This is a genomic window from Flavobacterium fluviatile (assembly GCF_010645065.1).
Lineage (GTDB): Bacteria > Bacteroidota > Bacteroidia > Flavobacteriales > Flavobacteriaceae > Flavobacterium > Flavobacterium fluviatile.
In genome coordinates, this window is the sequence record NZ_JAADZW010000012.1 from 56912 (window position 1) to 83545 (window position 26634).

The following is a 26634-nucleotide window of genomic DNA, read 5'->3' on the forward strand; positions in this document are numbered from 1 at the left end:
ATATTAAAATGAAACTTCAAAACCAAAAATAACTGATTTAGGTTGTGGATATCTACCTAAATCTATTCCGGCAGAAGCAGAAGTACCATCTGTACCACGTGTTATTTCAGGATCTAAACCAGAATAATTAGTTATAGTTACCAAATTTTGTCCACTCAGATAAAACCTTACTTTTGAAAAATATTTACTAAATGAGTCACCCGAGAATGTATATCCTAAAGTAACGTTTTTCAATCTTGTATAAGAACCATCTTCAATGTATCTTTCACTAGCTGAACCGGCATTTTGAGATACGCCACCTGCTCTTGGTAGGGTAGCTGAAGGATTTGTAACAACATTCCCAGTAACAATCGATCTTCCTAAAACGTCAGTGCTTGCCCCAAACAAACGATCCATACTCTCTAAATCAAATTTATTTGCATTAAAAATATCATTTCCCTGTACCCCTGATATAAAACAGTTGAAATCTAAATTTTTATAAGCTGCATTTAAATTTAAACCATAATTAAAATCCGGATATGGATTTCCTAAGTTTGTTTTATCGTCTGAGTTAATTACTTGATCGCCATTACGATCTACAAATCTGATATCACCAGGTTTATAAACAGTTTGAGTTGAACCTAAGGCAGCATTAACTTCTGCCTGATTTTGATAAATACCATTGGTTTGATAACCATAAAAGTAGAATAGAGGTTGTCCAACTTCTAATCTGGAAAAATTCTCTAAACCTGCACGAGGTACTGGGCCTAATACTTGATTTCTTACGGTTGGCGCTAAAAACAAGACTTCATTTTTACTAGTCCCTAAGTTAGCTATAGCTGACCAGGTAAAATCTCCTTGCCTGTCATTATAACCCAATGAAATTTCAAAACCCCTTACTTGTACATCGGCAATATTTTGGAATTGTGTACCTCCAGGAGCTCCAGTTGAGGCAGCAAGCGGTACAGCAAAAAGAATATCACTACTCTTATTATTAAAATATTCGATAGATCCTGTAAATTTTTCATCAAATAAACCGAAATCTAAACCTATATTTCTATCTTTTTTAGATTCCCACTTTAAATCTGGATTTGCTACACTGCCAGAAGTAGTCCCTAAACCGGCCTGACCATTAAATGGATATGTGTAATTATTGTTTAGATTAGAACTATATCTATAATCATCAATTTTGTCATTTCCCGTTGTACCAATAGTTCCTCTAAGTTTTAATGTACTGAAAACAGAACCATTCATAAAACTTTCTTTGGCAATATTCCAGCCTAATGCCAGGGAGTAGAAATTACCATAACGATTGTTAGATCCAAAACGGGAAGAACCATCTCTACGTCCTGAAACAGCAAGTAAATATTTATCAGCATAGTCATAATTAAGACGAACTACATATCCTAAATTGTTGGTCTCAAAATTAGCCGAAGTTAAAGTTGGATCTGTAATACTTAACTGATCTATATCATTTGAAATATGATTACGGCTACCTGCAGTAACATTACGACTTTTATTTTCAATTTTACTAATAACACCTAAAACTTCAATATTATGTTTTTCTCCAATAGTAGTTTTGTATGTTAAACTATTATCAAATACAATGGTTTGTCCTTGAGAGTTAATTTCAGCAGTTGAAGAATAATTTTGAAAGTTTGTACCTTCATAAAAGCCAGGTACAAAAGTATGATCTCTGTTTTGATAATAATCTAAAGAAACTTGTGATCTGAATTTCAGTCCTTTGTAAAGTTCTAATTCTGCAAATATATTTCCTATTATAGAAGTTCCAATGATTTCCTGATATCCGTTTTTTGCTACACGAACAGGGTTTTCTGCATCATTTGTACCATCAATGTCTTTTATTACTCCTCCATATCCACCTAAATTTTCAGCATTATAAACAGGAATATAAGGTGCCATTTTGATTGCATGCTCTAATAATGTTCTGCCTCCTGAATTACGTTCTGGATTTGTTTTGTTGAAGGATACTCCGATACTACTGCCTACAGTCAATTTACCTATGTTTTGAGTATTATTAGATCTGAATGAATAACGCTCGAAGCCTGTTCCGATAACTGAACCTATTTGTTTTAAATATCCCGCAGAGTAACGGCTTGTTGAGTTTTCAGAACCATTTGAAAAACTCAAATTGTAATCCTGCATTAAACCGGTCTGGAAAATTTCATCCTGCCAATTTGTATTTATATTGCCAAATTCAGCAGCCCTGGCTATTAAATCCTGGTTAAATGCATCTTGGGCATATTGTAGATATTGTTGTGTATTTAAGACATCATATCTCTTAGTAACAGTTTGTGCACCTACATACGAACTGAAAGTCAATTGGCCAGGACCTTTTTTTCCTTTTTTGGTAGTAACCATAATTACACCATTAAAAGCCTTTGCTCCATACAGAGCTGTTGTAGAAGCATCTTTCAATACAGACATAGATTCAATATCACTTGGATTCAGCCCTGATAAGTTACCTACCAAAACTCCATCGACAACATATAATGGATCACTGTTATTCATTGTAGCCAATCCACGAATCTTAACTACAGGACTTGTACCCGGCGCACCATTTACAACAGTAACACCAGCTGCTCTACCTTGCAAAGCAGACTCGGCATTAGTAATAGGTACGGCTACAATGTCTTTTGAGCTTACTGTTGAAATTGCTCCGGTAACCTTAGCTCTCTTTTGAGTACCGTAAGCTACAACAACTTCATTTAAGGTTTGTGCTGATTCAGCTAATTTAATATTGATAACAGTCTGGTCCCCCACAGTGATCGTTTGTGAAGTTAACCCTACGTAAGAAAATGTTATTTTGTCTGTCGCACTAACTCCTTGTAATGCGTAGTTACCATCAAAGTCTGTTGATGCACTATTTTTAGATCCTTGTACATTAATACTGGCACCCGGTAATGGAACCCCTGCCGGATCAGTAACTACACCCTTTATGGTTTTTGATTGTGCCATCACATCCTGAGTGCTAACTATAAGCAATGCGATTATTGCAAATTTCAATTTTAACATCATAGTTAATTGGTTTTTGTTTAGTTAAATAATTGTCTGGTTGTAAAATTTGTTATTTTATTGAATTTGATTTTCTGTTCTTTAAAAGTTTAGAAATAGTAAACAATATGTTTTTCAATTATGTTTCATATCATTTTTATGTTTGATTTTGATTTAAAAATGGCATTCAATAAATGATTTGGTTTTTATTTCATTGATAAAATTGTTTTTAAATTGTTAGTAATTGTTTTTTAGTTTATTTGATATGTTCAATCCAAAAATATTACGTTAACATAAATTTCACATATCACAAATGATGCAAAAACTATCAATTTTGTAGCATAACACATGCAATCCTATTGATTTCAGTGTTTTAGGAGTAATATTGATTAGAATTCAGATTGGAAAAAGTTAATAATTGTCCTCTATAATTTTGTTATTAAAAAAAATAACAAACTATTTTTTTGTATTTGATAATATTCGAAAGTCGAAATGTAAGAGAAAAATGAAGAAATATTCTCTGTTCAGATTTGGTTTGCATTTATGATGTTTTCAAATAAATAAGAAAAAGAACACAATTGACTGACACTTTCGGATATAAAAAAAAGACAGTATGCAACTGTCCTTCTATTCGTATGTTTTAAATTATTGTTTATGATTATGTGTTGGCAGATATCCGAATTTTTCTTTATAACATTTTGTAAAATAGGATGGAGAGCTAAAGCCAACTTTGTAACTAATCTCGGTTATATTATCATTTCCCAGTTCTATCAGTTCTTTTGCTTTTTCTAAACGAACATTACGTATAAATTCATTTACTGATACGCCGGTTAGTGTTTTAATTTTGCGATACAACTGACTTCTGCTCAAAAAAACCTTAGATGCCAAAACTTCAACACTTAACTCAGTTTCACTAATGTTTTCATGAATATAATTAAGGGTGTTTTTTATGAATTCGTTATCTAAAGTGGTCGTTTTTTCTTTTGCCTTTGGCGTAATTCCGTTGTAGAATTTATTAAACATTATCTGCCTGCTGTTAATTAATTGTACCAGACTGGATTTTAAAATGTCCATATCAAAAGGCTTACTCAGATACATATCTGCACCGGAATCAATTCCTTCTAATTTATCTTTAACTAAAGCCTTTGCAGATAACATCATTAACGGAATATGACTCGTTTTTAAATTGGCTTTAATATTTTTGCATAGCTCTAAACCGCTCATAACAGGCATAATTACATCTGTCAAAATCAAATCAGGTAATTTTTGTAAGGCTAATTCCAGACCAACCTGACCATTCTCTGCGACTAAAACTTTATATTCTTTTTTGAGTTCATTCTTTAGATAGTTTCGCAGTTCTACATTGTCTTCCACAATCAAAATGGTATAAATTCTATCCTGTTTTTCCTGATCATCTTGTGATTGCTCCTCTGTTTTTTCAATTGCTGGTGTATAGCTTACTTTTTTATCCTTTTTAAATTCTTCAAGTGATATTTCGTTTTCATTGAAAAAATCTTTTCCAACAGGAAATAATAGTTTAAAAGTCGTACCAGCTCCCAATTCGCTCTCTACCTTGATTATGCCTTTATGCAATTCTACAAATCCTCGAACAACTTCTAATCCTATTCCGGTACTTCCATAATAGGCTTTATTTAAGTTGTTTACCTGATAGAAACGGTCAAAGATTCTCTTAATGTCTTTTTTATCGAGTCCCGCACCGGTATCTTCTACAATTATTTCAAATGACGGGTATGTATTTGTAGAACTGATCAGAGGAAAATTGGTGTGTTCATCATTCACCGCAATCTTTACTTTTATTATGCCATTATCGGGAGTAACCTTGAAAGCATTTGATATTACATTAAAGATAATTTTCTCGAACATTTTCGGGTCAATCCAGTCTTTTAAAGATGTTTTATTAGACTCAAATTGCAGATGGATACCACGGCTTAATGCTTCTTCATCAAAATAACTGACAATTTCTTTTGTAAAACTTATCACGTCAATCAGCTGTAGTTTAATGGTCATTTTGTTAAACTGCAACTGATTAAAATCCATTAACTCATTGATCAGCCTGGAAAGCCGGTCTGAACTTTTTTGAATGGTTTTCAATTTACTGAGTACGCTTTTCGGCAATTCCGAACCATGATTTTTGATTATATCTCCTAATGGATTTAAAATTAAAGTAAGGGGAGTCCTGAATTCATGTGATATATTGGTAAAGAACTGTAACTTTTTATTATTTAGTTTTTCAATTTGGACTGCCTTTTTTTGTTCGAATTCTATCATTTGCTTTTGTTTAAAACGATTTTGATAGTATTGATTGGCAAAATAAACTGCAGCAAATAGTAATAAAGAATAAAACAGGTAAGCAAAAGATGTTTTCCACCAGGGCGGTAAGACCTCAATTTTTAATTCTAATGGTTTTTGGCTCCAGACTCCATTTTTTTCTGACGCTTTAACTTTAAAGACATAATTGCCGGGTGCTAAGTTCGTGTAAGTTGCAGAGTGTTTATTGCCAACATAATTCCACGAATCTTCAAATCCTTTTAAATAATAGGCAAATTCATTTCTGGCGGGAAAAGAATAATTAATTGCGATAAAATCTATTGTAAATACCGATTGATCGTGTTTCAGGATTATTTTTTTGGTCTCTGATATTACTTTAATCAGAGGTGAATTTTTTTCAAGCGGACCAATAGATTTGTTAAAAAGTTTAAAATCAGTTAAGTAAACAGGAAGTTGTTTTTTGCTTTTAACCAAATTCGCAGGATTGAAGTAATTTAAGCCTTCGTAGCTTCCAAAATACAGCAATCCGTTTTTATCTTTCAAAACAGAATTGTTATTAAAGTCGTTTCCTAACAGGCCATCATGTATAGAGTAATTTACTGAAGTTTTGTTTTTTAGATCCAGTTTGGTAATTCCTTTCTTTCCACTTAGCCAGATATTGCCATCATTTGATTCAGCAATCGAAGAAATTGATTTTTCATGAAGTCCTTTAAAATTGATATACCATTTCAGGGAATCTGTTTTTTTATTATAGCTAAATAAACCTGCACCATCAGTACCAATCCAGATTTCTTTATTATGGGCCTGATATAGCGTATTAATGGTATGCGTGCTTTTGTGATTTTTGAACTTTTCAGACATTTTATACCTTAAGGAACTAACTGAAAACGTAACAAAATCTGTTGTGTTAACCTTGTATAATCCCGTAGTTGAACCAACCCAAATGGTGTCATCGGAGTCCGCTATTACTTTTCTGATGTCCAGATTTACCAATCCGTTTGTGTAAAATGGTTTAGAATTGCAATGGTGAAACCGCCCATCTGATGGAGTATAATAGTGCAGGCCTTTTGCAAAAGTCCCTATCCAGATTACACCTCTGGAGTCCTCAGCAATACTCATAATATTGTCTGAAGTAAGACCAGAAGTATTCCCGGTATTGTAATTAATAAAGTTTCTGCTTCCTTTTTTTAAAACAAAAATCCCTTCATTCCAGCTTGATAGCCAAATATTCTCATTTCGGTCAATAAATACGTTGGTGATGTTATCATTGGTTAATCCGGAATAAAAGCTATTATCAGATCGGGTAATATGCTTAAATTTTTTTGTTTTAGTATTATAGACATCAACTCCTCCACCTTCCATAGCAATCCATAACTGGCCCTGATTATCTTTGGCAATACCGGTAACACAACTGGTTTGCAACGATTGAGGATTTCCAGGCAGGCTTTCCAGAATATTTACCCTGCTGTTTATTTTATCAAAGACACCCAAACCTTTATTGTAATATCCCAGCCAGATTCTTTTCTCTCTGTCCAAAAATAAAGACCAGACAGAGTTTGAGCTTAAACTGCGGTTATTGAATTTACTGTTTACATATTTTTTTTGAATCTCTCCCTGATCGTTTACAATAATTAGTCCGTCATTTTCGGTAGCACAAAGAATCGTTTTAGGATCTGTACTGAGTATGGACATAATTCTTTTTCCTGTAATAGAGTAAGATACAGGCTTTTTTTCTTTTGGATTCAGATCTAATTTTACAAGTCCTTTATAGCCATTACCAATCCATAAATTTTGCCTGCTGTCAATAAACATCGATACTATATTACCTGCGAGTAGCTGATTGTCATGTTCTGTCTTTATCTTATGAGCCTGATTTTTTAAAGGATCAACGACTCTTAATCCATAATTAGTGCCTAAATAAATGATACCATTTTTATCTTTTGCCAAACAATTGATAAGACAGTTTGCGGTGTTGGGAATATCAAGCTTTATCGTAGTTATTTTTCGGGTCTCCGGATTCAGTTTTAATAAGCCTCCGTTAAATGTTCCCAGATACAGATTTCCATTTTTGTCCTCAATAATGCTTTTAACCGAAATCACCGTTTCATTTCCTGTTTTCTTTTTGAGATCAATATTCCCGAAAGTATTCAAATCTCTGTTATAGAGACATAATCCTTCGTCTGTGCCTATCCACAATCGGTTGTGTGTGTCTACATAAGTGCTATAAATCAAATTACTATTGATAGAATTGTTTACATTGGAATTTTGTTCGTAAGCAATATAATTTGTCCCATCAAATTTGTATAAACCTGCACCATTTGTTCCTATCCACATAGCACCGGACTGATCCTGTGTAATGGTATAAATTCCGCTTTTGGAAGTTTCTTTATTTACAAGCCTGAATTGATAGTTCTCAAACTTGTTTTGGGAAAACAAACAATTTATGGAAAGCAAAAAGAGTAAAACGATTTTTAAGCATTTTTTTGGGGACATTATGATTGCGGTTAGTAAAGTTTAAATTAAATATATACCAGTTGGGTGAAATGATAAAGAACGCCAATTCGGTTTTTTTTTGAGTAGTGAAATGCAAATAAAAAACCGTATTGAGAATGGTTTTAATTCTAAGTTTCCTGTTCTCCGTACAATTTTCTATCCAGGTTCATCCGAACTGATGAAAATTAAAGCAAAAGCTCATTTCAACCAACGGGTTAAATATATATATTTTTAATTGAAAATCAGTTATTTGTTTTTGTGTTGTGATAAAATACCTACTTAAAAATATGGGTTAGTTTATTCTTCTTTCTCTTAAATCATTTTCAATTTCAATTTCCATATTCTTATCTATTCTATAAAAACACAATAAAACAGCACTAATAATAAATATAAAGCACGGATAAATGCTTATAGATAGTTTTATCCCTTCAGCAACTGTTGCAACCTGACGAACTTCTTCAGCAACATATCCATATTTGGATAAAAAACCGGCACCTAGGGCGCCGCCTATACTTATCCCTAATTTTATCCCGAAAATCATTGCTGAAAAGACAGTAGCAGTGGCTCTTCGATCGTTTTTCCATTCGCTGTAATCCGCAACGTCAGCAATCATGGCCCATAATAAAGGAATGGTTATACCATAAAGGAATCCATGTATCATTTGGGTAAGAAAAACCAGGGAAATGGCTGTTTTGCTGTAAAAATTAAAAAGCAATAAGCTTATAGCTGATAAAAATATGAATGTGATGTAGATGTTTCTTTTGCCAAAGGCATCTGCAAATGACTTTGAAAACAGAATTCCAATAATCATAAACAGAATTCCGCCAGCATTAAACAGGCTAAATGCAGAGGTTGGAACATCTTTTGGCCACTGAAGATCCGTTAGTCCCATTCCAATCAGGGAATTATTGAGGGATTCAATAAATCCGGAAAACCCAGTATCTTTTAAAAAAACTTCTTGTGCTGCAGGATCTAAATAATATTTAAAATAAAAAACATACATACCACCTTTTAAGGATAAGGTTATAAATACCAAAATCGTAACTAATAACATAACAAGCCAGGGACCATTTTTGGATAAATCTCTAAAATCCTGTTTAACTGAAGATTGCTGATTTTCTGTAGGAATGATCCTTTCCCTGGTGGTAAAAAAAGTAATCAACAGACAAATTACTCCAATAAAAGCAAATAATAACATTGTGTTTTTAAATCCTTCAGCTTTGTCACCATGACCTAAAATTAAAACTAAAGGCAATAAAAGTGACTGAATTATAAATTGTGCTACCATCACAGCGACAAAGCGATAGCAGGAAAGGCTGTTTCTTTCTTTCATATCACCCGTTAGTACACCGCTCAAAGCAACATACGGCAAATTATTTGCTGCATAAATTAATACTAAAAAAAAGTAAGTCAGTAATGTGTAGATGATTTTACCTCTTAATCCAAAATCAGGAGTTAAAAAAGTTAAGACTGAAGCTAATCCAAAAGGTAATGCGGTCCATAATATCCAGGGTCTGAATTTTCCCCATCGGGTTCTGGTACGGTCAGCAATAACGCCCATGATAATGTTAAAAAAAGCGCCTGTAAAACCCCCAATAAAAATAATGATACTTGCAGTTCCCGCAGGAATTTTATAAACATCTGTGTAAAAGAAAGCCAAAAAGGTGAGTAAAGTCTGAAAGATTAAATTCGCTGCAAAATCGCCTAAACCATATCCTGTTTTTTCTAATACTGAAAGCTTTTGTGATGTGTTATTCATACGGAGAACGGTTGTTTTTTTTCTTCCATCAGTCATTATGCTGATTAAAATTTTAGATAGATTATTATCAGGAAATGAACTGATATTTTTATTCGTTTTAATAATAAAACAAACGTAAAAATAGTTGGAAAGCTTAAATAAGATTGTCACTTTTGAAGCGTTTAATATCACTTTTGAAGCATAATTTTATTACAGTGAATCCATTAAAAATAAAATACTATTTTAGCTTTTTAGTAAAAAAAAACTACTCAGGTAACGTTAATTATTTCACTTTTCATTTTGTTTATATGCGTGTTTTATACCTTTTATTTATTATACCTTTTCTTTTTATAAGCTGCAACAGAAAGCAGGACAATAGTGAAAATCATAAATATACCAATGATTTAATCAAAGAAACGAGTCCGTATCTTTTGCAGCATGCACATAATCCTGTTGACTGGAAAGCATGGAATAAAGAAGCTTTAGACAAAGCAAAGGCAGAGAATAAGCTTATTATTATTTCCGTAGGTTATTCTGCCTGTCACTGGTGTCATGTGATGGAAGAGGAGAGTTTTGAAAACGAAGCCATAGCGAAACTAATGAATGATCATTTTATTAGTATAAAAGTGGACAGGGAAGAACGTCCTGATATTGATCAAATATACATGAATGCGGTACAATTGATGACAGGCAAAGGCGGATGGCCGTTAAATTGTATTGCTCTTCCGGACGGTCGTCCTATTTTTGGCGGAACTTACTTTACTAAAGAGGAGTGGACAAAAGCATTAACTGAACTTTATGATTTGTATAAAAACAATCCTGAAAAAGCAACTGAATATGCTGATAAATTAGTAAAAGGAATCCAGGACTCACAGTTAATTGCAGTCAATAATGATGAAGTAAGTTTTGAAAATTTAGAGATTTTTACCGCCGTAAAGTCATGGCAAAAGGACTTAGATTATAAGCAGGGAGGCTTAGTTGGCGAAACGAAATTTCCAATGCCGGGCACTTTAAGTTTTCTGCTTCGCTACGGTATCCAGAATAATGACAAATCGATTCAAAAATATGTGCAGACCACGCTTGTGAAAATGGCTGATGGCGGAATTTACGATGCCGTTGGTGGTGGTTTTGCAAGGTATTCAGTAGATGCTAAATGGCATATCCCTCATTTTGAGAAAATGCTGTATGATAATGCACAATTAGTAAGCTTATATTCTGATGCATATCTTGTAACCAAAGATGAGTTATACAAAAAAACGGTTCTTGAAACACTGGATTTTGTAGAGAGGGAGCTTATGGCTTCTAATGGGGCATTTTATTCTTCCTTAGATGCAGACAGCAAAAATAAAGAAAACAAACTGGAAGAAGGTGCTTATTATGTCTGGACGCAACAAGAGTTAAAGTCCATATTAAAGTCTGATTACAGTCTTTTTCAAAAATATTATAATATTAATGAGAACGGTTTATGGGAAAATCAGTCGTATGTTTTATTTAAAAGCCAGTCTAATAAAGATTTTGCAATAAGAAATAAGCTGACCCTAAAGGAATTAAGTGCAAAAGTAAAAAGCTGGAAGCAGATATTATTGGCAGCCAGAAACGAACGGACGCGACCTCATTTAGACAATAAGACACTTACTTCATGGAACGCTTTAATGCTAAAGGGTTATATTAGCGCTTATAAAACATTCCGCACTCCTCATCATAAAGAAATTGCTTTAAAAAATGCTGATTTTATTGTGGCTAATCAGCTTAAAAAAGACGGGAGTTTATTTCACAGCTACAAAGATGGTAAAAGCAGTATCAATGGTTTTTCAGAAGATTATGCCATAGTTGCAGATGCTTTTATTGCACTTTATGAAATTACATTTGACGAAAAATGGCTAAACGAGGCAAAACAATTAACGGATTACATGCTCCGGCATTTTTGGGATAAAAAATCAAATATGTTTTATTTTACATCTGATACTTCAGCAAATTTGATTGCCCGAAAAATGGAAATTGCAGACAATGTAATTCCCGGTTCCAATTCTATTCTGGCTCACAATTTATTTCTGTTAGGGCATTATTACTCTAATGATCTATATGCTAAAACAGCTCTAAAAATGTTAAATAATGTAAAAGCAGATGCATTGCAATCTCCGGCTGAATATTATAACTGGCTTAATTTAATGCTGAATTATACGGATGAATATTTTGAAGTTGCTCTTTCGGGAAAAGGCGCTATAAGCAAGATGATGCAGCTGCAAACGTATTATCTGCCAAATATTCTTATTGCAGGATCGACAAAAGAAAGCACCATTCCAATTTTACAAAATCGTTTTATAGACAATGAAACCTATATTTATGTTTGCGTAAACAATGCCTGCAAAAAGCCTGAAAAGGAGGTTGGGATAGCTGTTTCTAAAATAAAAAATAGCTTGTAGATTCTACCGATTTTTTTCGTTATAATTCCTTATTTGATTTTTAATCTGTATAAGATTTTCAAAACAGCTATGCAGTAAAGATGTTTTGCTTAAAAGTCATTAAGCAACCAGTTGTTTTTTTCAGAAATTAATAAATACCGATGATAACAGAGTATTGTTTTTCGGCTACATACTTCTTTTTATTATTACTTCTTAGATAAGGTTTATTTCTGTGTTTTGACTTTAGATTTTATAATAAACTTCAACGCTAACTGATTATAGTGCAAAATATTTTATCTATAAATAAATAAAATATTTTTAATTAGGCATTTTTATTTAAAATCATTAAAAAAAATATCAAACAACCGATTGTGTATTAAAATATTTTTTTATATTTGTAATAAATACACTTATTAATTATAGTGTATTATATAATTTGAATTTTTGATATTCTTAATATGTGATATTATGCCAAAAATTAAGTTAAGAAATAATTTTTTAGGCAGAATTTAAAAAGGTAATAATTGGTTATATGCTGCCTGTACGTAGTTTGTAGCTAATGTTAGTTAGTGTTAGTTTTTAAATTAAAGCCGGAAGTTAAAAATCCCTTTCGGCTTTTTTATTACAAAATCACATCAAAGAGGGATTGTTATTGTACCACTTTACTGTTGGCACAATAAGACATTATATTTAGGCTTATGGTGATATTACTTGCTAAAACAGTTTTGCAATTTTTCAATGAAGAAAATAAAGCTGCACATCACCAGGCAAGTTTACAGTATTGAAGAGTACGACAAACAGGCCGGGTAAAAGATAACTACAAATGAGAAAACCACATAATTGATTATAAACCCAAAAAACTATAACATGAAATTTAATATCACGATGCTATTGCTGTTTTGTTGTATTACAACCATTGAAATAACAGCACAAAACCCCATTATTAAACATATTTTTACCGCTGATCCTTCGCCTATTGTCCATAAAGACACTTTGTTTTTATATACTGGGCATGATGTAGCGACAGAAGCAGACACCAATTATAAAATGTCAGACTGGCACGTGTTTTCTACCACAGATATGGCTACATGGAAAGATCATGGTGCGCCGCTCTCACCAGAAACCTTTTCATGGGCAACAGGAGATGCTTATGCAGCTCAGTGTATTGAAAGAAACGGTAAATTTTATTGGTTTGTTTCCACATTTCATAAAAAAAGTGAGGTTAGTGAAGGAGGAGCAGCTATAGGTGTTGCAGTTTCAGACAGACCAGCCGGACCTTTTAAAGATGCAATAGGTAAAGCGCTTGTAATTAATGAAATGACTACTGACATGAAATATGCATGGGATGATATCGATCCTTCTGTATTTGTAGATGATGATGGGCAAGCTTATCTGTTTTGGGGAAATGGAAGCTGTAAATGGGTTAAGCTCAAAGAAAATATGACAGAGATGGAGGGCGGGATTACTACTTTCAAACCCAAAAACTATATTGAAGGACCCTGGGTATATAAAAGAAAAGATCTTTATTATTTAGTATATGCAAGTGCAGGTACAAAACCTGAAATGATAGAATACTGTACTGCTAAGAGTCCAACCGGACCATGGACCTATCAGGGAATTATCCAGGAGAATGTAAATAATAGTTTTACAACACATCCGGGAATTATAGATTATAAAGGAAAATCATACTTTTTTTACCATAATGGAGCCTTGCCTACGGGGGGGAGTTACAGACGTTCTGTTTGTGTAGATTATATGTATTACAACACGGATGGGACTATTCAAAAAGTAATACAAACTACCAAAGGAGTAAGTAAAATATAGTAATACATTATCTTGGTATCTAATGAAAAATAAAATCAGTTTCATTTTTATATGCTTTAATTTAATTTTTCAAACTGCAATCTCTCAGGAGGAATTTGCTCAAAACCCAATCATATTTGCCGATGTTCCGGATCTGGCCATAATCAGGGTAGGATCAGACTATTATATGAGCAGTACTACAATGCACATGAATCCTGGTGTACCTATTATGAAGTCTAAGGATCTTGTTAACTGGAAACTTATTAATTATGCTTACGATACATTAGGCGATATACCGGAATTGAATTTAACTAACGGTAAAAGTACTTATGGAAGAGGCTCCTGGGCAAGTAGTTTGCGTTTTCACAAAGGAATATATTATGTAACCACTTTTTCGGGAACAACCGGAGAAACTTATATTTTTAAAACCAAAGATATAGAAAAAGGAAACTGGCAAAGGGTATCTTTTAAACCGTCCTATCATGACCATTCTTTGTTTTTTGATGATGGCAGATCTTATTTAATTTATGGATCCGAAAAAATAAAACTGGTTGAATTAAATGAAGAACTCACAGGAATAAAAGATGGTTCTTCCGAAAAAGTTATTATTGAGAATGCCAGTAAGCCTGCAGGAGATAATATTATGCTGGGCTCTGAAGGCTCTCAATTGTTTAAAGTTAATGGAAAATATTATCTGTTTAACATTTGCTGGCCAAAAGGAGGAATGCGTACGGTTGTCATACACAGAGCTGACAATATTAATGGTCCATGGGAAGGAAAAATAGGCTTACAGGATTTAGGCGTTGCACAGGGAGGACTTATTGATACACCAGACGGACGCTGGTTCTCGTATCTTTTTCGCGATTTTGGTGCGGTAGGAAGAATTCCTTATCTGGTTCCTGTGAAATGGGAGAACGGCTGGCCAATATTAGGGAAAAATGGGAAAGTGCCCGAAACAATAGAGCTGCCTGTTAGCAAAGGATTAATTCCCGGACTTGTTAATACTGACGAATTCAGTCGCAAGAGAGGCGAAAAAGGGCTTCCGTTAGTGTGGCAATGGAACCATAATCCGGATGATAAACTCTGGTCAGTAACAGAAAGAAAAGGTTATCTGCGCCTTAGGACGGGAAGAATTGACACTGATTTCCTTTTAGCAAGAAACACACTTACACAACGCACCATTGGTCCTGCCTGTACAGGTTCAGTTTCATTGGATGTTTCCAAAATGAAAGACGGAGATTTTGCAGGATTAAGTGTTTTGCAAAAAGAGTATGGATTAGTAGGCGTGAAAGCTGAAGGAAGTAAAAAGGCAATTGTAATGGTAAGTGCTAACAATGATATTTCTGCAGAAATACAGCGTATTCCTTTGCATCAGGATCAGATTTATTTCAGGATTGATTGCGATTTTACGAATAAAAAAGACGAAGCTAATTTCTTCTATAGTTTAGATGGAAAGATTTGGAACCCGATAGGCGAAACTTTGAAAATGAAGTACACCATTCCGCATTTTATGGGCTATCGTTTCGGGTTGTTTAATTATGCCACAAAAGGAACAGGCGGATTCGTTGATTTTGATTGGTTTAGAATTAAAAATTAAAAAAAAGCAAAAAAAATATGGCAACAAATAAAAATGCTAAAAGTGAATATCTGTTCAGTCTCCGAATTTTAATACTTATATTCGGATTAATAATTCCTGCTTTAGTTATCTGTCAGCATAAAAAGAAAGCAGAAAAATCAGCATTTAAAACGCTTCATTACCGCAATCTGTTTAAAGAAGCTGGCTACAGCCAGACTGAAATAGACAATAAAGTAGCACAGGCCTATTATGATGTATTTGAAGGACCAAATAAAGTATATTTTGAAGAAGGAGATACTTTAGGATATGTTTCTGATGTGAAAAATAAAGATGCCCGTACCGAAGGAATGTCATATGGAATGATGGTTGCCGTTCAGCTCAATAAAAAAGAAGTTTTTGACCGTATCTGGCGATGGTCTGTAAAATATATGCAGCATCAGGATGGACCAAGGCAAGGTTATTTTGCGTGGAGTGTAAATCCTGAAACTAAAAAACAAAATTCGGCTGGATCTGCATCTGATGGGGAATTGTATTACATAACCAGCCTGCTTTTTGCGTCGAACAAATGGGGTAATGATACAGGAATTCATTATTATAATGAAGCAAGAAAAATATTAGATGCCATGTGGAAAAAAGATGGCACAGGTAATATTTATAATATCATAAATACAGCGCATAAGCAAATATCTTTCGTACCGGAAGGAGGCGGGTATAACTGGACAGATCCGTCCTATCATGTTCCTGCATTCTATGAAATATGGGCTTTGTATGCCAAAGACGGCCATGAACAGTTTTATAAAGAATGTGCTGAAGTTTCGCGTAATTTTCTGCATAAGGCATGTCATCCCGTTACAGGCTTAAATTCAGATTATACTGAGTTTAACGGAGAACCGCATCCCACACCATGGATGCCTCCCGGATTTCGTTACGATTCATGGCGCGTTCCAATGAATATTGCAATGGATTATACCTGGTACGGAAAAGATAAAAAGTGGCAGGAAGAATATGCTGTGAAATTTCAAAACTTCCTCAGGTCTAAAGGTATAGAAACGTTTGTAGATCAATACAATCTTGATGGTTCCACACCAGATTTTATTCTACAGGCAGGACCAGTCAAAAAACTCAGACACTCGATAGGATTAGTAGCAACTTCAGCTACAGCATCACTGGTCAATCCGGATAAAAAGAGTATTGATTTTGTTCATGCGCTTTGGAATGCTAAGCTAGAACCTTATGAAGATGGTTACTTTGATCCGTATTATGATGGGCTAATGTATCTCTTTAGCCTTATGCACCTTAGTGGGAATTACAAAATTATACATCCGGCAGTAAAATAAAATTTTAATCAAAAAATAAAAATATGAAACAGTATGCAGTTGTAATGCTATACGCATTTATTTTCTCAGGTTTTGCAGGTTTTTCACAAGCAAGTCAGGTTTCCATTGTGGAGGATTTCAAACCCTCGTCAGTTAATCAGCCCGGTCAGGAATATCCGCAGGTGAATTCTCAGGGTTATGCGCGCTTTCAAATTTTGGCTCCTGAAGCCAAGTCAGTGGTTGTAAGTCTTGGTTTAGGAGGAGCAAAGGGTGGTACTGCTCTCACCAAAAGCGAAGATGGCTATTGGAGAGGTACTACTGCTAATACCATGGATGAAGGTTTTCATTATTACCATGTGACCATCGATGGAGGCGTTTTTAACGATCCGGGCGCACTTCATTTTTATGGCTCTGTACGTTGGGAGAGCGGTATCGAAATTCCGGCACACGATCAGGATTTTTATGCCCTAAAGGATGTTCCTCACGGAAATGTACAGCAAATTCTTTTTCCGTCAAAAAGCACCAATACTTCACGAAGAGCTTTTGTTTACACTCCGCCCGGTTACCATAAAGAGAAATCTAAACAATATCCGGTTTTGTATTTGCAGCATGGCTGGGGAGAAGATGAAACCGCATGGAGCAATCAGGGACGTGTAAATTTAATCATGGATAATTTGATTGCAGAAGGAAAAATCAAACCCTTTATTATTGTAATGACTTACGGAATGACAAATGAAGTTAAGTTTGGTGGTTTGTCAAGTTTCAAAATAGAGCCTTTTCAAACCGTTCTTGTGGATGAATTAATTCCGTATGTTGATTCAAATTTTCGTACAGTTGCCAATCATGGTAATCGTGCAATGGCAGGCTTATCTATGGGAGGTATGGAAACAAAAAGTATAACACTTAACAAACCAGAAGTTTTCTCTCACTACGGACTCCTTAGTGGCGGAACTTATAAACCAGAGGATATTAAGGATAAATCAAAAGTAAAACTTATCTTTTTAAGTTGTGGAAGCAAAGAGCGTCCTGATGGTGTTAAAAATGCTGTATCGACCCTTAAAAATGCTGGTATAAATGCTGTCTCTTACGTTTCTGATAATACCGGACATGAATTTCAAACCTGGCGCCGAAGCTTCAAAGAATTAGCTCCACTTTTATTTAAACAATAGATTTTCAATAGTAGCAATCCATTGATCTAAACAAGTAGAATTGCGTCTGACAGTTTTTTTTTTTAAATGAGCCAAGAATAATATTCATCAGCAAGAACCTGCTTAACTGGATTAATAAATTATAATCTAAAACTATGTATAAACTTAATAACGTTTCAACAATATTTTTTAAATCAAAGAGAATTTTAGGGAAACAAGCAATACTTTCTTTTTGTTTTTTCGGACTGTCAGGTATTTCTTTTTCTCAGAAATTAACTTTAAATGAAAAGGAATATTTTGAAACTCCCGGGCTTAATGTCTGGGTTTTTAATAATGAATACAACGGAATGTTTCTTGACGAAAAAACGGCCGGAATTGAATTTATCCATCATGGTGTCAGAACGGTAACCGGAGGCGCAATAAGGCTTCAAAACACCCCCGAACAATGGGATTTAATTCCAAAAATGATTGGCAGAAAAGTTGACAAGTCAAACAATGCGATTGAAGTTACACTGAGATATGAGCAATTTAATTTTGACTCAAAAATTATCGTTACACCAAAAGATAAAGGCTTTGTTATGGATGTCATATTAGACAAACCAATACCCAAAGAGCTGGAAGGGAGAGCGGGATTTAATTTAGAGTTCATTCCAACTTCTTATTTTGAAAGCAATTATTTAATCGATGGAAAAGCCGGGACTTTTCCAAGATATCCTTCAGGTAATACAGAAATTAAGCCTTTATCTCAAAAAATTCCACAATTTTCCAATCATACCACATTTGACGATCGTGGAAAAAATGAATTCATCGCTACACTGCCTTTAGAATCCGGTAAAACCTTAATTTTTGCACCAGAAAATCCTGAGCGTACTGTGAAGATTCACTCTCAAAATCAGGATGTAATGCTTTTTGACGGAAGAAACTTAGGGCAGAATGGCTGGTTCATAGCGCGAAGCATTCTTCCTGCAAATAAAAAAGGGAAAGTATTGACCTGGTACGTAGAACCCAATGTGATACCAAACTGGTTAAGAAAACCTGTCATAGGATTTTCACAGGTAGGGTATATGCCGCAACAAAAGAAGGTAGCTGTTGTCGAACTTGACAAAAGCGATAAAGTATTGAGTTCTGCTTCAATTTTTAAACTTAATGAGGATGGAAAATTTGTTGAGAAACTGAAAGCAGATGTCAAAGTTTGGGGAAATTATCTAAGGTATAATTATGTCCAGATTGATTTCAGTACAATTAAAGAAAAAGGGATTTATTATATTCAATATGGGGATGAAAAAACAAATACTTTTCAGATTGAAGATGATGTATATGCAAAAGTTTGGCATCCTACCATGGATGTGTGGTTTCCTGTACAAATGGATCACATGGAAGTGAACGAGGCATATCGGGTTTGGCATGGAAAACCATTTTTAGATGATTGTCTTCAGGCACCATTAAATCATGAACATTTTGATGGATATAAACAGGGACCTGCTACGGATACTAAATACAAACCATTAGAGCGTATTCCGGGAATGTCTGTGGGAGGCTGGTTCGATGCCGGTGACTTTGATATTCAAACTTTTTCACATGTTAGCGTTATCAACAGTTTTGTAGAATCCTGGGAGGCATTCAAAGTGACCAGGGACGAAACTTATATCGATCAAAAAACACAATTTGTAGATATTCACCGTCCTGACGGCCAGCCGGATATATTACAGCAAATTGAACATGGGGTATTAAATCTTGTTGCGCAGGTTGAAAATATTGGTCATCCGGTAAGAGGAATAATTGTACCCAATCTCCATCAGTATCATCATTTAGGGGATGCTTCTACCGAAACAGATAATCTTCCTTATAATCCGTCTCTTAAACCGTATGAATCGAATGGAGTCTCCAGCGGAACACCAGATGACAGATGGGCATTTACAAACCGGACTTCATTTCTTGATTATAGAACTGCAGGAGCTTTGGCTTCAGCAAGCAGGGCCCTCAAAGGATATAATGACGAACTTTCTGCTAAATGTCTGGCTATTGCAATAAAGCTAACCAAAGAGGCGGCAGAATTGGATAAAAAAGCAAAGCCTGATGAAAGCCCAATGTCAAGATGGGGCAAAGGGAGCGATATGATTGCAATATTACAGCTTTATTTAACTACAAAAGAAAATCAGTACAAAACAGCTTTTTTAGATAAAATCTGGAAATCACTGGAAGAAAATTTAGAGTTTAATATCAATTCTGCTCTCCTGGCTTTACCGGCTATGGATGATAATTATAAATTAAAATTGCGAGCTTATGTACTTAAATATAAAGAAAGTATAGACAATGAAAATGCTGATAATCCTTATGGTGTTCCTTTGGTAAAAAGAGGCTGGGGAGGCACTTCTCAGGTTATTAATTGGGCAAGTACGAATTATTATATCCATAAAAATTATCCTGACATTTTAGATAAGGAATATGTTTATCAGGGATTGAATTATATTTTTGGCTGTCATCCTTATTCTAATTTATCTTTTGTAAATGCAGTAGGGAACAGATCTAAAAAAGTAGCTTACGGAGGCAATAGAGCTGACTTTACAACAATTGCAGGAGGAGTGGTTCCGGGACTTATTTTTCTGAAGCCGGACTTTTTAGAGAATAAAGATGACTGGCCTTTTTTTTGGGGAGAAAATGAATGTATTATTGATGGAGGTGCCTGGTATGTATTCCTTGCAAATGCAGTAAATGATTTGGCTGAAAAAAAATAATTTAAACTTTAAAAAACTAAAAATGAAACAATTATTTGTTATAATTATTATAATCCTCTGCATGTGTTTTCAATTAGTTATGGGGCAGGAAGCAAAAATAGTAGAAGATTTTAGACCTTCAACAGTTAATCAGCCCGAAAGAAAATTTCCTCAGGTTAATTCTCAGGGTAGGGTGCGTGCCAGTATTTTTGCACCAAAAGCAAATAAAGTTCAGCTTGACCTTGGCGGTGTTAAGTATGATATGGTAAAAGATGCTAATGGTATATGGACAGGTGATTCTGATCCGCAGGATGAAGGATTTCATTATTATCAGTTAAATATAGATGGTGCTTCTGTACCCGATCCGGGAACTTTATATTTCTATGGTGCCGGCCGATTAGGTAGCGGAATAGAAATTCCTGCGAAAGATCAGATTTTTTTTCAATTAAAAGACGTACCTCATGGTCTTGTGAGTGAAAATATTTACTTCTCAAAGCAAACAAATTGCTTTAGACGCTGTTTTGTTTATACGCCACCTGATTATCATAAAAACACAAAAACACGTTATCCTGTACTTTATTTACAACATGGCAGCTTCGAGGATGAAACAGGCTGGTCTTCGCAGGGAAAAGCAAATCTGATTTTAGATAATCTGATAGCTGCAAAACAAGCAAATCCCATGATTATCGTAATGGATAATGGATATGCTTATAAACCACAAAATAATCAGGGGGACCAAAAAGAACAATTGGTATCTGTTTTTGAAGAGGTTTTAATCACCGAAATTATTCCCATGATTGACAATAAGTTTCGAACAATAGCTAATCGGGACTACAGGGCTATAGCAGGTCTTTCAATGGGAGCTAATCAAACTATGAGAATTATGATGAACCATCTGGATATTTTTTCTCAGTACGGCGGATTCAGCGGTACATCAAATTATCCTGATAAAGATGTGATTGATGTTGCTACATTTTTAGACGGAAAATATAAAGATGGGGATGCGCTTAATAAAAAAATTAAACTTTTTTGGCTGGGGTTAGGCACTAAAGAACCTGATCCTTTTCCTAAATCAATTGGTGCTTTTAGGGCGATGTTAGATCAGCAGAAAATTAAATATGAATATTATGAATCGCCCGGGACAGCTCATGAGTGGCTTACATGGCGAAGATGCTTATATCAATTTGCTTCAAAATTATTCAGGTAAAATTTTAAAGGGGATTAAAGACTTTAGAACGATTTATTTTTGTATTAAACAATGTAATATAAAGTATTGTTTGGGTGTGTTTTAACTTTTTTTATTAAATTTGATGTAAGAATTTATATCGATAATCATTATGGAAAAGTTAAAACGCCCGGTTTATCTAAAACCAGATACTGATGATTTTTTTAAAAAGATTCGCAAAGAAGTTAATGAAACTGTTTTACAAAATTCATCATTATACCGGTTTAATATCATAAAGTCTATAGGACTTGTTCTTTTCTTCTTTTTATTTTATGCCTGTATTCTTTGGTTTGGAAACAGTACTCCTTTATTATTTTTATTTTACATTTTGTGCGGAATAACAATGATTGTACTTTTTATCAATGCTTTTCATGATGCTGCACACGGAGCATTGTTTAAAAAACCAAAGCACAATCAGTGGTTTATGTATGTTTTAGAACTTTTCGGCAGCAATCACTGGCTTTGGACACGACGTCATATTAATCTTCATCATGCTTATCCAAATGTTCCCGATTGGGATGTTGATATAAAACAAAGCGATATCATCAGAATTTTTCCTAATAGCCCACTTTTTGATTATCATAAATATCAGCATATATATATGTGGTTCATCTATCCATTATATAGTCTCAATTGGATTTACATCAGGGATTTTAAAGATTTTTTTGGTAAAAAAGATAATTACGTAAAAAAAGTTGTCGAAAAAATTCCGCCAATAGAAGTTTACAGACTATTTGCTGCAAAAGCAATAAATCTTTTTTATTTACTTTTTATTCCAATGCTTCTGTTAAATCAACCCTGGTATATGGTTTTATTTGCATGGATTACAATGCACATGTGCGGAAGTGCACTTGGTGTTGTGGCACTCGTTTCTACCCATGTAGATGAAGATGCACATTTTCCGACAGCAGATGAAGATGGAAATCTTTCTGCTACCTGGGCAATGCACCAAATGATTGTAACAAAGGATTTTAGTACCAATAGCAAACTGGCTAATTTTTTATATGGAGGTTTTACACATCATGTAGCGCATCATCTTTTCCCATCAGTAGGGCATACTTACTATCCTTACATTACACCTATAATAAAGCGTTATGCAGAAGAGTATGATCTTCCTTACACTTCTTATCCATTTTACCATGCAATACGCTCTCATTTTCGAATGTTAAAAGAAAAGGGGGTTCACGATAATATTTTAACAACAGGAGAAATTTAATGGAGCAGATAATTATTAATATTTATAGCCGGAAAGTTTTTGTTCCGGCTTTTTGTTTTAAATTGCTAAAGTTTCACTTTTTATATTTCATATATTTATTTTTTTTGGGAATGTCAAGTCAGCTTAAAATATTATTTATGTCGAAAATTATCAAATTTTTGTTTTTTCAGTTTTCTCTTTTTTGGATTGTTTTTTCACATGCCCAAAATAAGGTTTATACCTCTGAAGTTATCGTTGCTGATACAACTTTTGTAAATTTAAAAGACTACAGTAAAGATTTTATCTACGATATGAAATATGCTACTGACGATAATTTTTTAAAAGCTAAAGTCTATGATTGTGCCGAATGTTTTTTGCGTTTAAAAACCGTCAAAGCTCTTGTTGAAGCCAACAAGGACTTTATGAAGAAAGGGTATAAAATAAAATTATATGACTGTTACAGACCGTTATTCATCCAGAAAAAAATGTGGGAGATAGTTTCGAACCCCGAGTACGTGGCAGACCCAAAAAAAGGCTCCATCCATAACAGGGGAGGAGCCGTTGATATTTCGATAGTTGATGCCAAAGGTATTGAAGCTGATATGGGAACACCATTTGATTTCTTTGGGATTCAGGCCAGTCATAATTACAATAAACTTTCAAAAGAAGTACTCTCAAACAGAAAATTTCTTAAAAAAATAATGGCTAAAAATGGATTTAACTCATTTGATTCAGAGTGGTGGCATTATAATTTAAAAACGGGTTTAAATGATAAGGTTTCCAATCAAAAATGGGATTGCGAATGATTATTATTCAACACATCTCATATTTTCCATGAAGTAAGTGGCAGGCTGGTATGTTTTTCCATTCATTTCTGATGTAATTTCGCCTCTTATGATATAATCTTCTGTTGCAGTTAAATATTTAATTCGCATGATAGTCACAGGTGATTTTTTCAGTTCTTCATAATTATCTTTCACAAACATAAAAATTCCGGTATTGATTCGGTTGTTAAAATCTTTATCATGAAGAAGCGTTCCGCAATTTTCCTGATTGATATGCATTAAAGTAACCACTTTGCCATTCTGTAATTGTAAAAAAACTTTTGAATTTTTATCAAAACAATTGGCTTTAATAAAATCCTTGCTCTTTTGGATTAGCTGCAGATTTAATGTTGGCAGGCCATCAGTTTGTGCCAATGAAAAAAAGACATAGTTGGAAGTATTGCCAAAGTTCCTTTCACTGATTAAATACTCATTTGTAACTTTATAAGTACCAATTGAATCCGTAACATTTGCACTGTATTCGCATGGTTTTTGGGCAAATGAGCTAAAAGTTAAGAGAAAAAAACTCAGTGTTATTAAGTATTTCATTTTTAATTTATTTTTCTGCAAATTAAAACTATTTTGTTGTCATTTTTATCAGTTGTAAAAAAACAATATAAATTTCCTCCGTTTTTTATCTTCCATTTTTTTCGAATGTTTTCTACTGTATCCGGAAAGTTTCTGGTTGTAACATTTGCCTGTTGATTTAAAAGCTCCGTTTTCATATCATTTTTGCTATATGAAATTACTTTTTCAATTTCAAAAACTCTTCCCGGAAAATCAATTAACTCGCCTGAAGTATATAAATGGGAATGTTTATGAAGTTTATTTATTTTAAATGAACTGCTGACTTCATCAAAACCACCTGATTTCATAATGGCAGAATTGGGCTCGTACAAGAATTTTTGTGGTAAATGATACGATGCATATTCAGTTTTGCCTAAAACAAATTCAAAAGTTTCGGTTTTGCCCCTTAAAATATTAGCCGTTTTTATAGTTGTTTCACCAGAATAATGATTGTGGATTTCAAAAAGCAGTTCTTTTACTTCGTTTTCCAAAGCTATGATATGAATGTTTTTTACAAATTTCAATTCAGATAAACCAGCCGATATATCTAATAATGGCGCCGTTTTAATTAAAATTGAATCCGTTTTTTTAAAGTAAAAATCCAATGATTCGGGAACATTCGGCAAACAGTCTTTCAGCATGAAAACCTTGCCTTTTGCATCATTTCTGCGGGATGGATCAATATAAATCCAGTCCCATTTGAAACCTGATTCTGACTCATTTAATATATTTGCAGAATCATCCGCATAACAAAAACAATTTTTTACACCTAGCTGTTCGAAGTTATGTTTTACAATTGCTGATAAATCTGCGTTTATTTCGCAATGTGCGACGACCTTGAATTTTTTTGAAAAATAATAATCATCGACTCCAAAGCCTCCGGTCAAATCTATCAGGGTTTTTCCTGAAATTAAGGAAGCTTTGTAAGCAGCTGTTTTCTCAGAAGAAGTTTGTTCTACTGAAACTTTGGAAGGGTAAATGATTTTTTCAGTAGAAAACCAGGTAGGCAATTTCTCTTTTGCCTTTGATTTGGCTTCAATCTGATTTAAAATTGAAATCCAGTCAACATCAGGAAAAGGATTTTTCTGAAGTGCTAATTTTGCAATGGAAGCACCTGTATTTTGAGATATGAAATCTTGTATGTTTTTGTTTAAAACTGAATTGTTCAATGCTAAATTTTTTCTGTTATGACGGAAACAATTTTGTTGTCAGGAAAAAATTCTTTAAGGATTACTTTTAGCATCGTATAAACCGGAATGGCGATAATCATCCCAACAATTCCAAAAGTAATTCCGCTTATTATCGTAATAAGAAAAATTTCCAGCGGATGCGAATTTACACTTTTTGATGAAATGATAGGCTGACTGATATTATTATCTATGGCCTGAACCAGCAAAAATCCAATTACCACATATATTGTGGTGGGCAAAATCTCTGACCGGAAATCATTGCCTATTAAACTTATCATAGTCAGAATTGCCGCTAAGACTGTACCAATAATGGGACCGATATAAGGTATGATATTTAAAATAGCACATAAAAAAGCGATAACAAGTGCATTTTTATTTCCGAAAATCAGTAAAACAATTAGATATAATATAAATACAACGGTTAACTGCAACAATAATCCTATAAAATAACGGGTAAGTAAATGATTGATTTTGATAATTGAATTTATGATTTTATCCTCATTTGAATCCGGAAGTATTCTTCTCACACCGGTTTTAAAGTCTTGCTGGTCTTTAATGAAGAAAAATGTAATAAAAAAAACAGATACAAGGCCCATTCCCATATCAGCCATAAAATTCATAATAGAATTAATGAAACGGGTAAAATAGTTAAAATCAATTGCAGAAGTTATTTTTGAATCATTCAGAACTTTATTTAAATCCACATGCTGGACATTAAAATAAGCTTCAATATTTCTTTCGGTTTCTATAAACTGTGTCTGCAGCTGATCAGTATCTAAAAGTGCTAAGTTATTGGCCTGCGAAATAATTAATGGCACAAACAAGAAGATAAAACCAACAAGTAAAAGTATGAAAAGTACAACAGCTGTAGTTGCTGCCAATGAATTACTAAATTTTAACTTATTTTTCAGGAGCAATACTAACGGATTAGCAATCAGGCATAATATGAGTGAGATACATAGGTACACAATTACGGTTTGTATTTCGTATAAAAAATATAAAACAATACCAATTATTAAGATTGTAGCTAATGCTCTTAAAATTCCGTTCGAAATAGTTTTAGACGTTATCATGTTTAAAGTTTAGACTATAAATATAGGAAAAAGCATTTTAAAAAAATTAAGGCTTAAACAAAAAGCGGGATGAATGACATCCCGCTT

Annotated in this window: 15 protein-coding genes; 9 read left to right on the top strand and 6 right to left on the bottom strand. The window is 33.8% G+C overall.

What is annotated here, in order from left to right:
* Positions 1–3: 3 nt before the first annotated feature.
* From GXM17_RS13085 to GXM17_RS13095, 3 genes are all read right to left on the bottom strand, one after another.
* On the bottom strand, positions 4–3015 hold the full coding sequence (locus GXM17_RS13085) for a SusC/RagA family TonB-linked outer membrane protein (protein ID WP_244307399.1): 3012 nt from the start codon (positions 3013–3015) through the stop codon (positions 4–6).
* A gap of 624 nt (positions 3016–3639) precedes the next feature.
* Entirely contained in the window at positions 3640–7776 is a 4137-nt protein-coding gene (locus tag GXM17_RS13090) for a hybrid sensor histidine kinase/response regulator transcription factor (RefSeq protein ID WP_163399774.1), read from the bottom strand.
* A 292-nt stretch (positions 7777–8068) separates the two neighbouring features.
* Positions 8069–9535, bottom strand: coding sequence for an MFS transporter (locus GXM17_RS13095; RefSeq protein WP_163399775.1), 1467 nt, complete (start codon positions 9533–9535; stop codon positions 8069–8071).
* Between the two features lie 287 nt (positions 9536–9822).
* Between GXM17_RS13095 and GXM17_RS13100 the strand changes: the two genes are divergently transcribed.
* The 9 genes from GXM17_RS13100 to GXM17_RS13140 all read left to right on the top strand — a co-directional run bounded on the left by GXM17_RS13100 (position 9823) and on the right by GXM17_RS13140 (position 23699).
* Positions 9823–11937: a thioredoxin domain-containing protein gene (locus GXM17_RS13100; protein WP_163399776.1), complete on the top strand. Its 2115-nt coding sequence runs from the start codon at positions 9823–9825 to the stop codon at positions 11935–11937.
* Positions 11938–12783: 846 nt separating this feature from the next.
* Positions 12784–13740, top strand: coding sequence for a glycoside hydrolase family 43 protein (locus tag GXM17_RS13105; protein WP_163399777.1), 957 nt, complete (start codon positions 12784–12786; stop codon positions 13738–13740).
* A 22-nt stretch (positions 13741–13762) separates the two neighbouring features.
* Positions 13763–15316, top strand: a complete 1554-nt coding sequence (locus GXM17_RS13110; RefSeq protein WP_163399778.1) for a glycoside hydrolase family 43 protein — start codon at positions 13763–13765, stop codon at positions 15314–15316.
* A gap of 17 nt (positions 15317–15333) precedes the next feature.
* Positions 15334–16632 (top strand): family 8 glycosyl hydrolase, encoded by a 1299-nt coding sequence (locus GXM17_RS13115; protein ID WP_163399779.1) that lies wholly within the window; start codon positions 15334–15336, stop codon positions 16630–16632.
* A gap of 23 nt (positions 16633–16655) precedes the next feature.
* Positions 16656–17780, top strand: a complete 1125-nt coding sequence (locus GXM17_RS13120) for an alpha/beta hydrolase-fold protein (RefSeq protein ID WP_163399780.1) — start codon at positions 16656–16658, stop codon at positions 17778–17780.
* A 134-nt stretch (positions 17781–17914) separates the two neighbouring features.
* Positions 17915–20494, top strand: coding sequence for a glycoside hydrolase family 9 protein (locus GXM17_RS13125; protein WP_163399781.1), 2580 nt, complete (start codon positions 17915–17917; stop codon positions 20492–20494).
* Between the two features lie 22 nt (positions 20495–20516).
* Positions 20517–21680, top strand: coding sequence for an alpha/beta hydrolase-fold protein (locus tag GXM17_RS13130; protein ID WP_163399782.1), 1164 nt, complete (start codon positions 20517–20519; stop codon positions 21678–21680).
* A gap of 130 nt (positions 21681–21810) precedes the next feature.
* Complete coding sequence (locus GXM17_RS13135; protein WP_163399783.1) at positions 21811–22914, top strand: fatty acid desaturase family protein; 1104 nt, start codon at positions 21811–21813, stop codon at positions 22912–22914.
* 137 nt (positions 22915–23051) lie between these two features.
* Positions 23052–23699, top strand: coding sequence for a M15 family metallopeptidase (locus GXM17_RS13140; protein WP_163399784.1), 648 nt, complete (start codon positions 23052–23054; stop codon positions 23697–23699).
* 3 nt (positions 23700–23702) lie between these two features.
* Here the strand turns inward: GXM17_RS13140 and GXM17_RS13145 are convergent, their stop codons facing one another.
* From GXM17_RS13145 to GXM17_RS13155, 3 genes are read right to left on the bottom strand one after another with little or no spacing between them, the layout of a single operon-like run.
* Positions 23703–24266, bottom strand: coding sequence for a hypothetical protein (locus GXM17_RS13145; RefSeq protein ID WP_163399785.1), 564 nt, complete (start codon positions 24264–24266; stop codon positions 23703–23705).
* A gap of 2 nt (positions 24267–24268) precedes the next feature.
* Positions 24269–25453 carry a THUMP-like domain-containing protein gene (locus GXM17_RS13150; protein WP_163399786.1) on the bottom strand — a complete coding sequence of 395 codons (1185 nt, stop codon included), beginning with the start codon at positions 25451–25453 and terminating at the stop codon, positions 24269–24271.
* A 2-nt stretch (positions 25454–25455) separates the two neighbouring features.
* Positions 25456–26547, bottom strand: coding sequence for an AI-2E family transporter (locus GXM17_RS13155; RefSeq protein WP_163399787.1), 1092 nt, complete (start codon positions 26545–26547; stop codon positions 25456–25458).
* Between the last annotated feature and the right edge of the window lie 87 nt (positions 26548–26634).

What these genes read in the sequence shown, in the direction of transcription:
- GXM17_RS13095 (WP_163399775.1), bottom strand. Translation starts at nt 9,535, where the DNA reads ATGAATAACACATCACAAAAGCTTTCAGTATTAGAAAAAACAGGATAT.
- GXM17_RS13135 (WP_163399783.1), top strand. Translation starts at nt 21,811, where the DNA reads ATGGAAAAGTTAAAACGCCCGGTTTATCTAAAACCAGATACTGATGAT.
- GXM17_RS13105 (WP_163399777.1), top strand. Translation starts at nt 12,784, where the DNA reads ATGAAATTTAATATCACGATGCTATTGCTGTTTTGTTGTATTACAACC.
- GXM17_RS13115 (WP_163399779.1), top strand. Translation starts at nt 15,334, where the DNA reads ATGGCAACAAATAAAAATGCTAAAAGTGAATATCTGTTCAGTCTCCGA.
- GXM17_RS13120 (WP_163399780.1), top strand. Translation starts at nt 16,656, where the DNA reads ATGAAACAGTATGCAGTTGTAATGCTATACGCATTTATTTTCTCAGGT.
- GXM17_RS13130 (WP_163399782.1), top strand. Translation starts at nt 20,517, where the DNA reads ATGAAACAATTATTTGTTATAATTATTATAATCCTCTGCATGTGTTTT.
- GXM17_RS13155 (WP_163399787.1), bottom strand. Translation starts at nt 26,547, where the DNA reads ATGATAACGTCTAAAACTATTTCGAACGGAATTTTAAGAGCATTAGCT.
- GXM17_RS13110 (WP_163399778.1), top strand. Translation starts at nt 13,763, where the DNA reads ATGAAAAATAAAATCAGTTTCATTTTTATATGCTTTAATTTAATTTTT.
- GXM17_RS13125 (WP_163399781.1), top strand. Translation starts at nt 17,915, where the DNA reads ATGTATAAACTTAATAACGTTTCAACAATATTTTTTAAATCAAAGAGA.
- GXM17_RS13085 (WP_244307399.1), bottom strand. Translation starts at nt 3,015, where the DNA reads ATGTTAAAATTGAAATTTGCAATAATCGCATTGCTTATAGTTAGCACT.
- GXM17_RS13090 (WP_163399774.1), bottom strand. Translation starts at nt 7,776, where the DNA reads ATGTCCCCAAAAAAATGCTTAAAAATCGTTTTACTCTTTTTGCTTTCC.
- GXM17_RS13145 (WP_163399785.1), bottom strand. Translation starts at nt 24,266, where the DNA reads ATGAAATACTTAATAACACTGAGTTTTTTTCTCTTAACTTTTAGCTCA.
- GXM17_RS13100 (WP_163399776.1), top strand. Translation starts at nt 9,823, where the DNA reads ATGCGTGTTTTATACCTTTTATTTATTATACCTTTTCTTTTTATAAGC.
- GXM17_RS13140 (WP_163399784.1), top strand. Translation starts at nt 23,052, where the DNA reads ATGTCGAAAATTATCAAATTTTTGTTTTTTCAGTTTTCTCTTTTTTGG.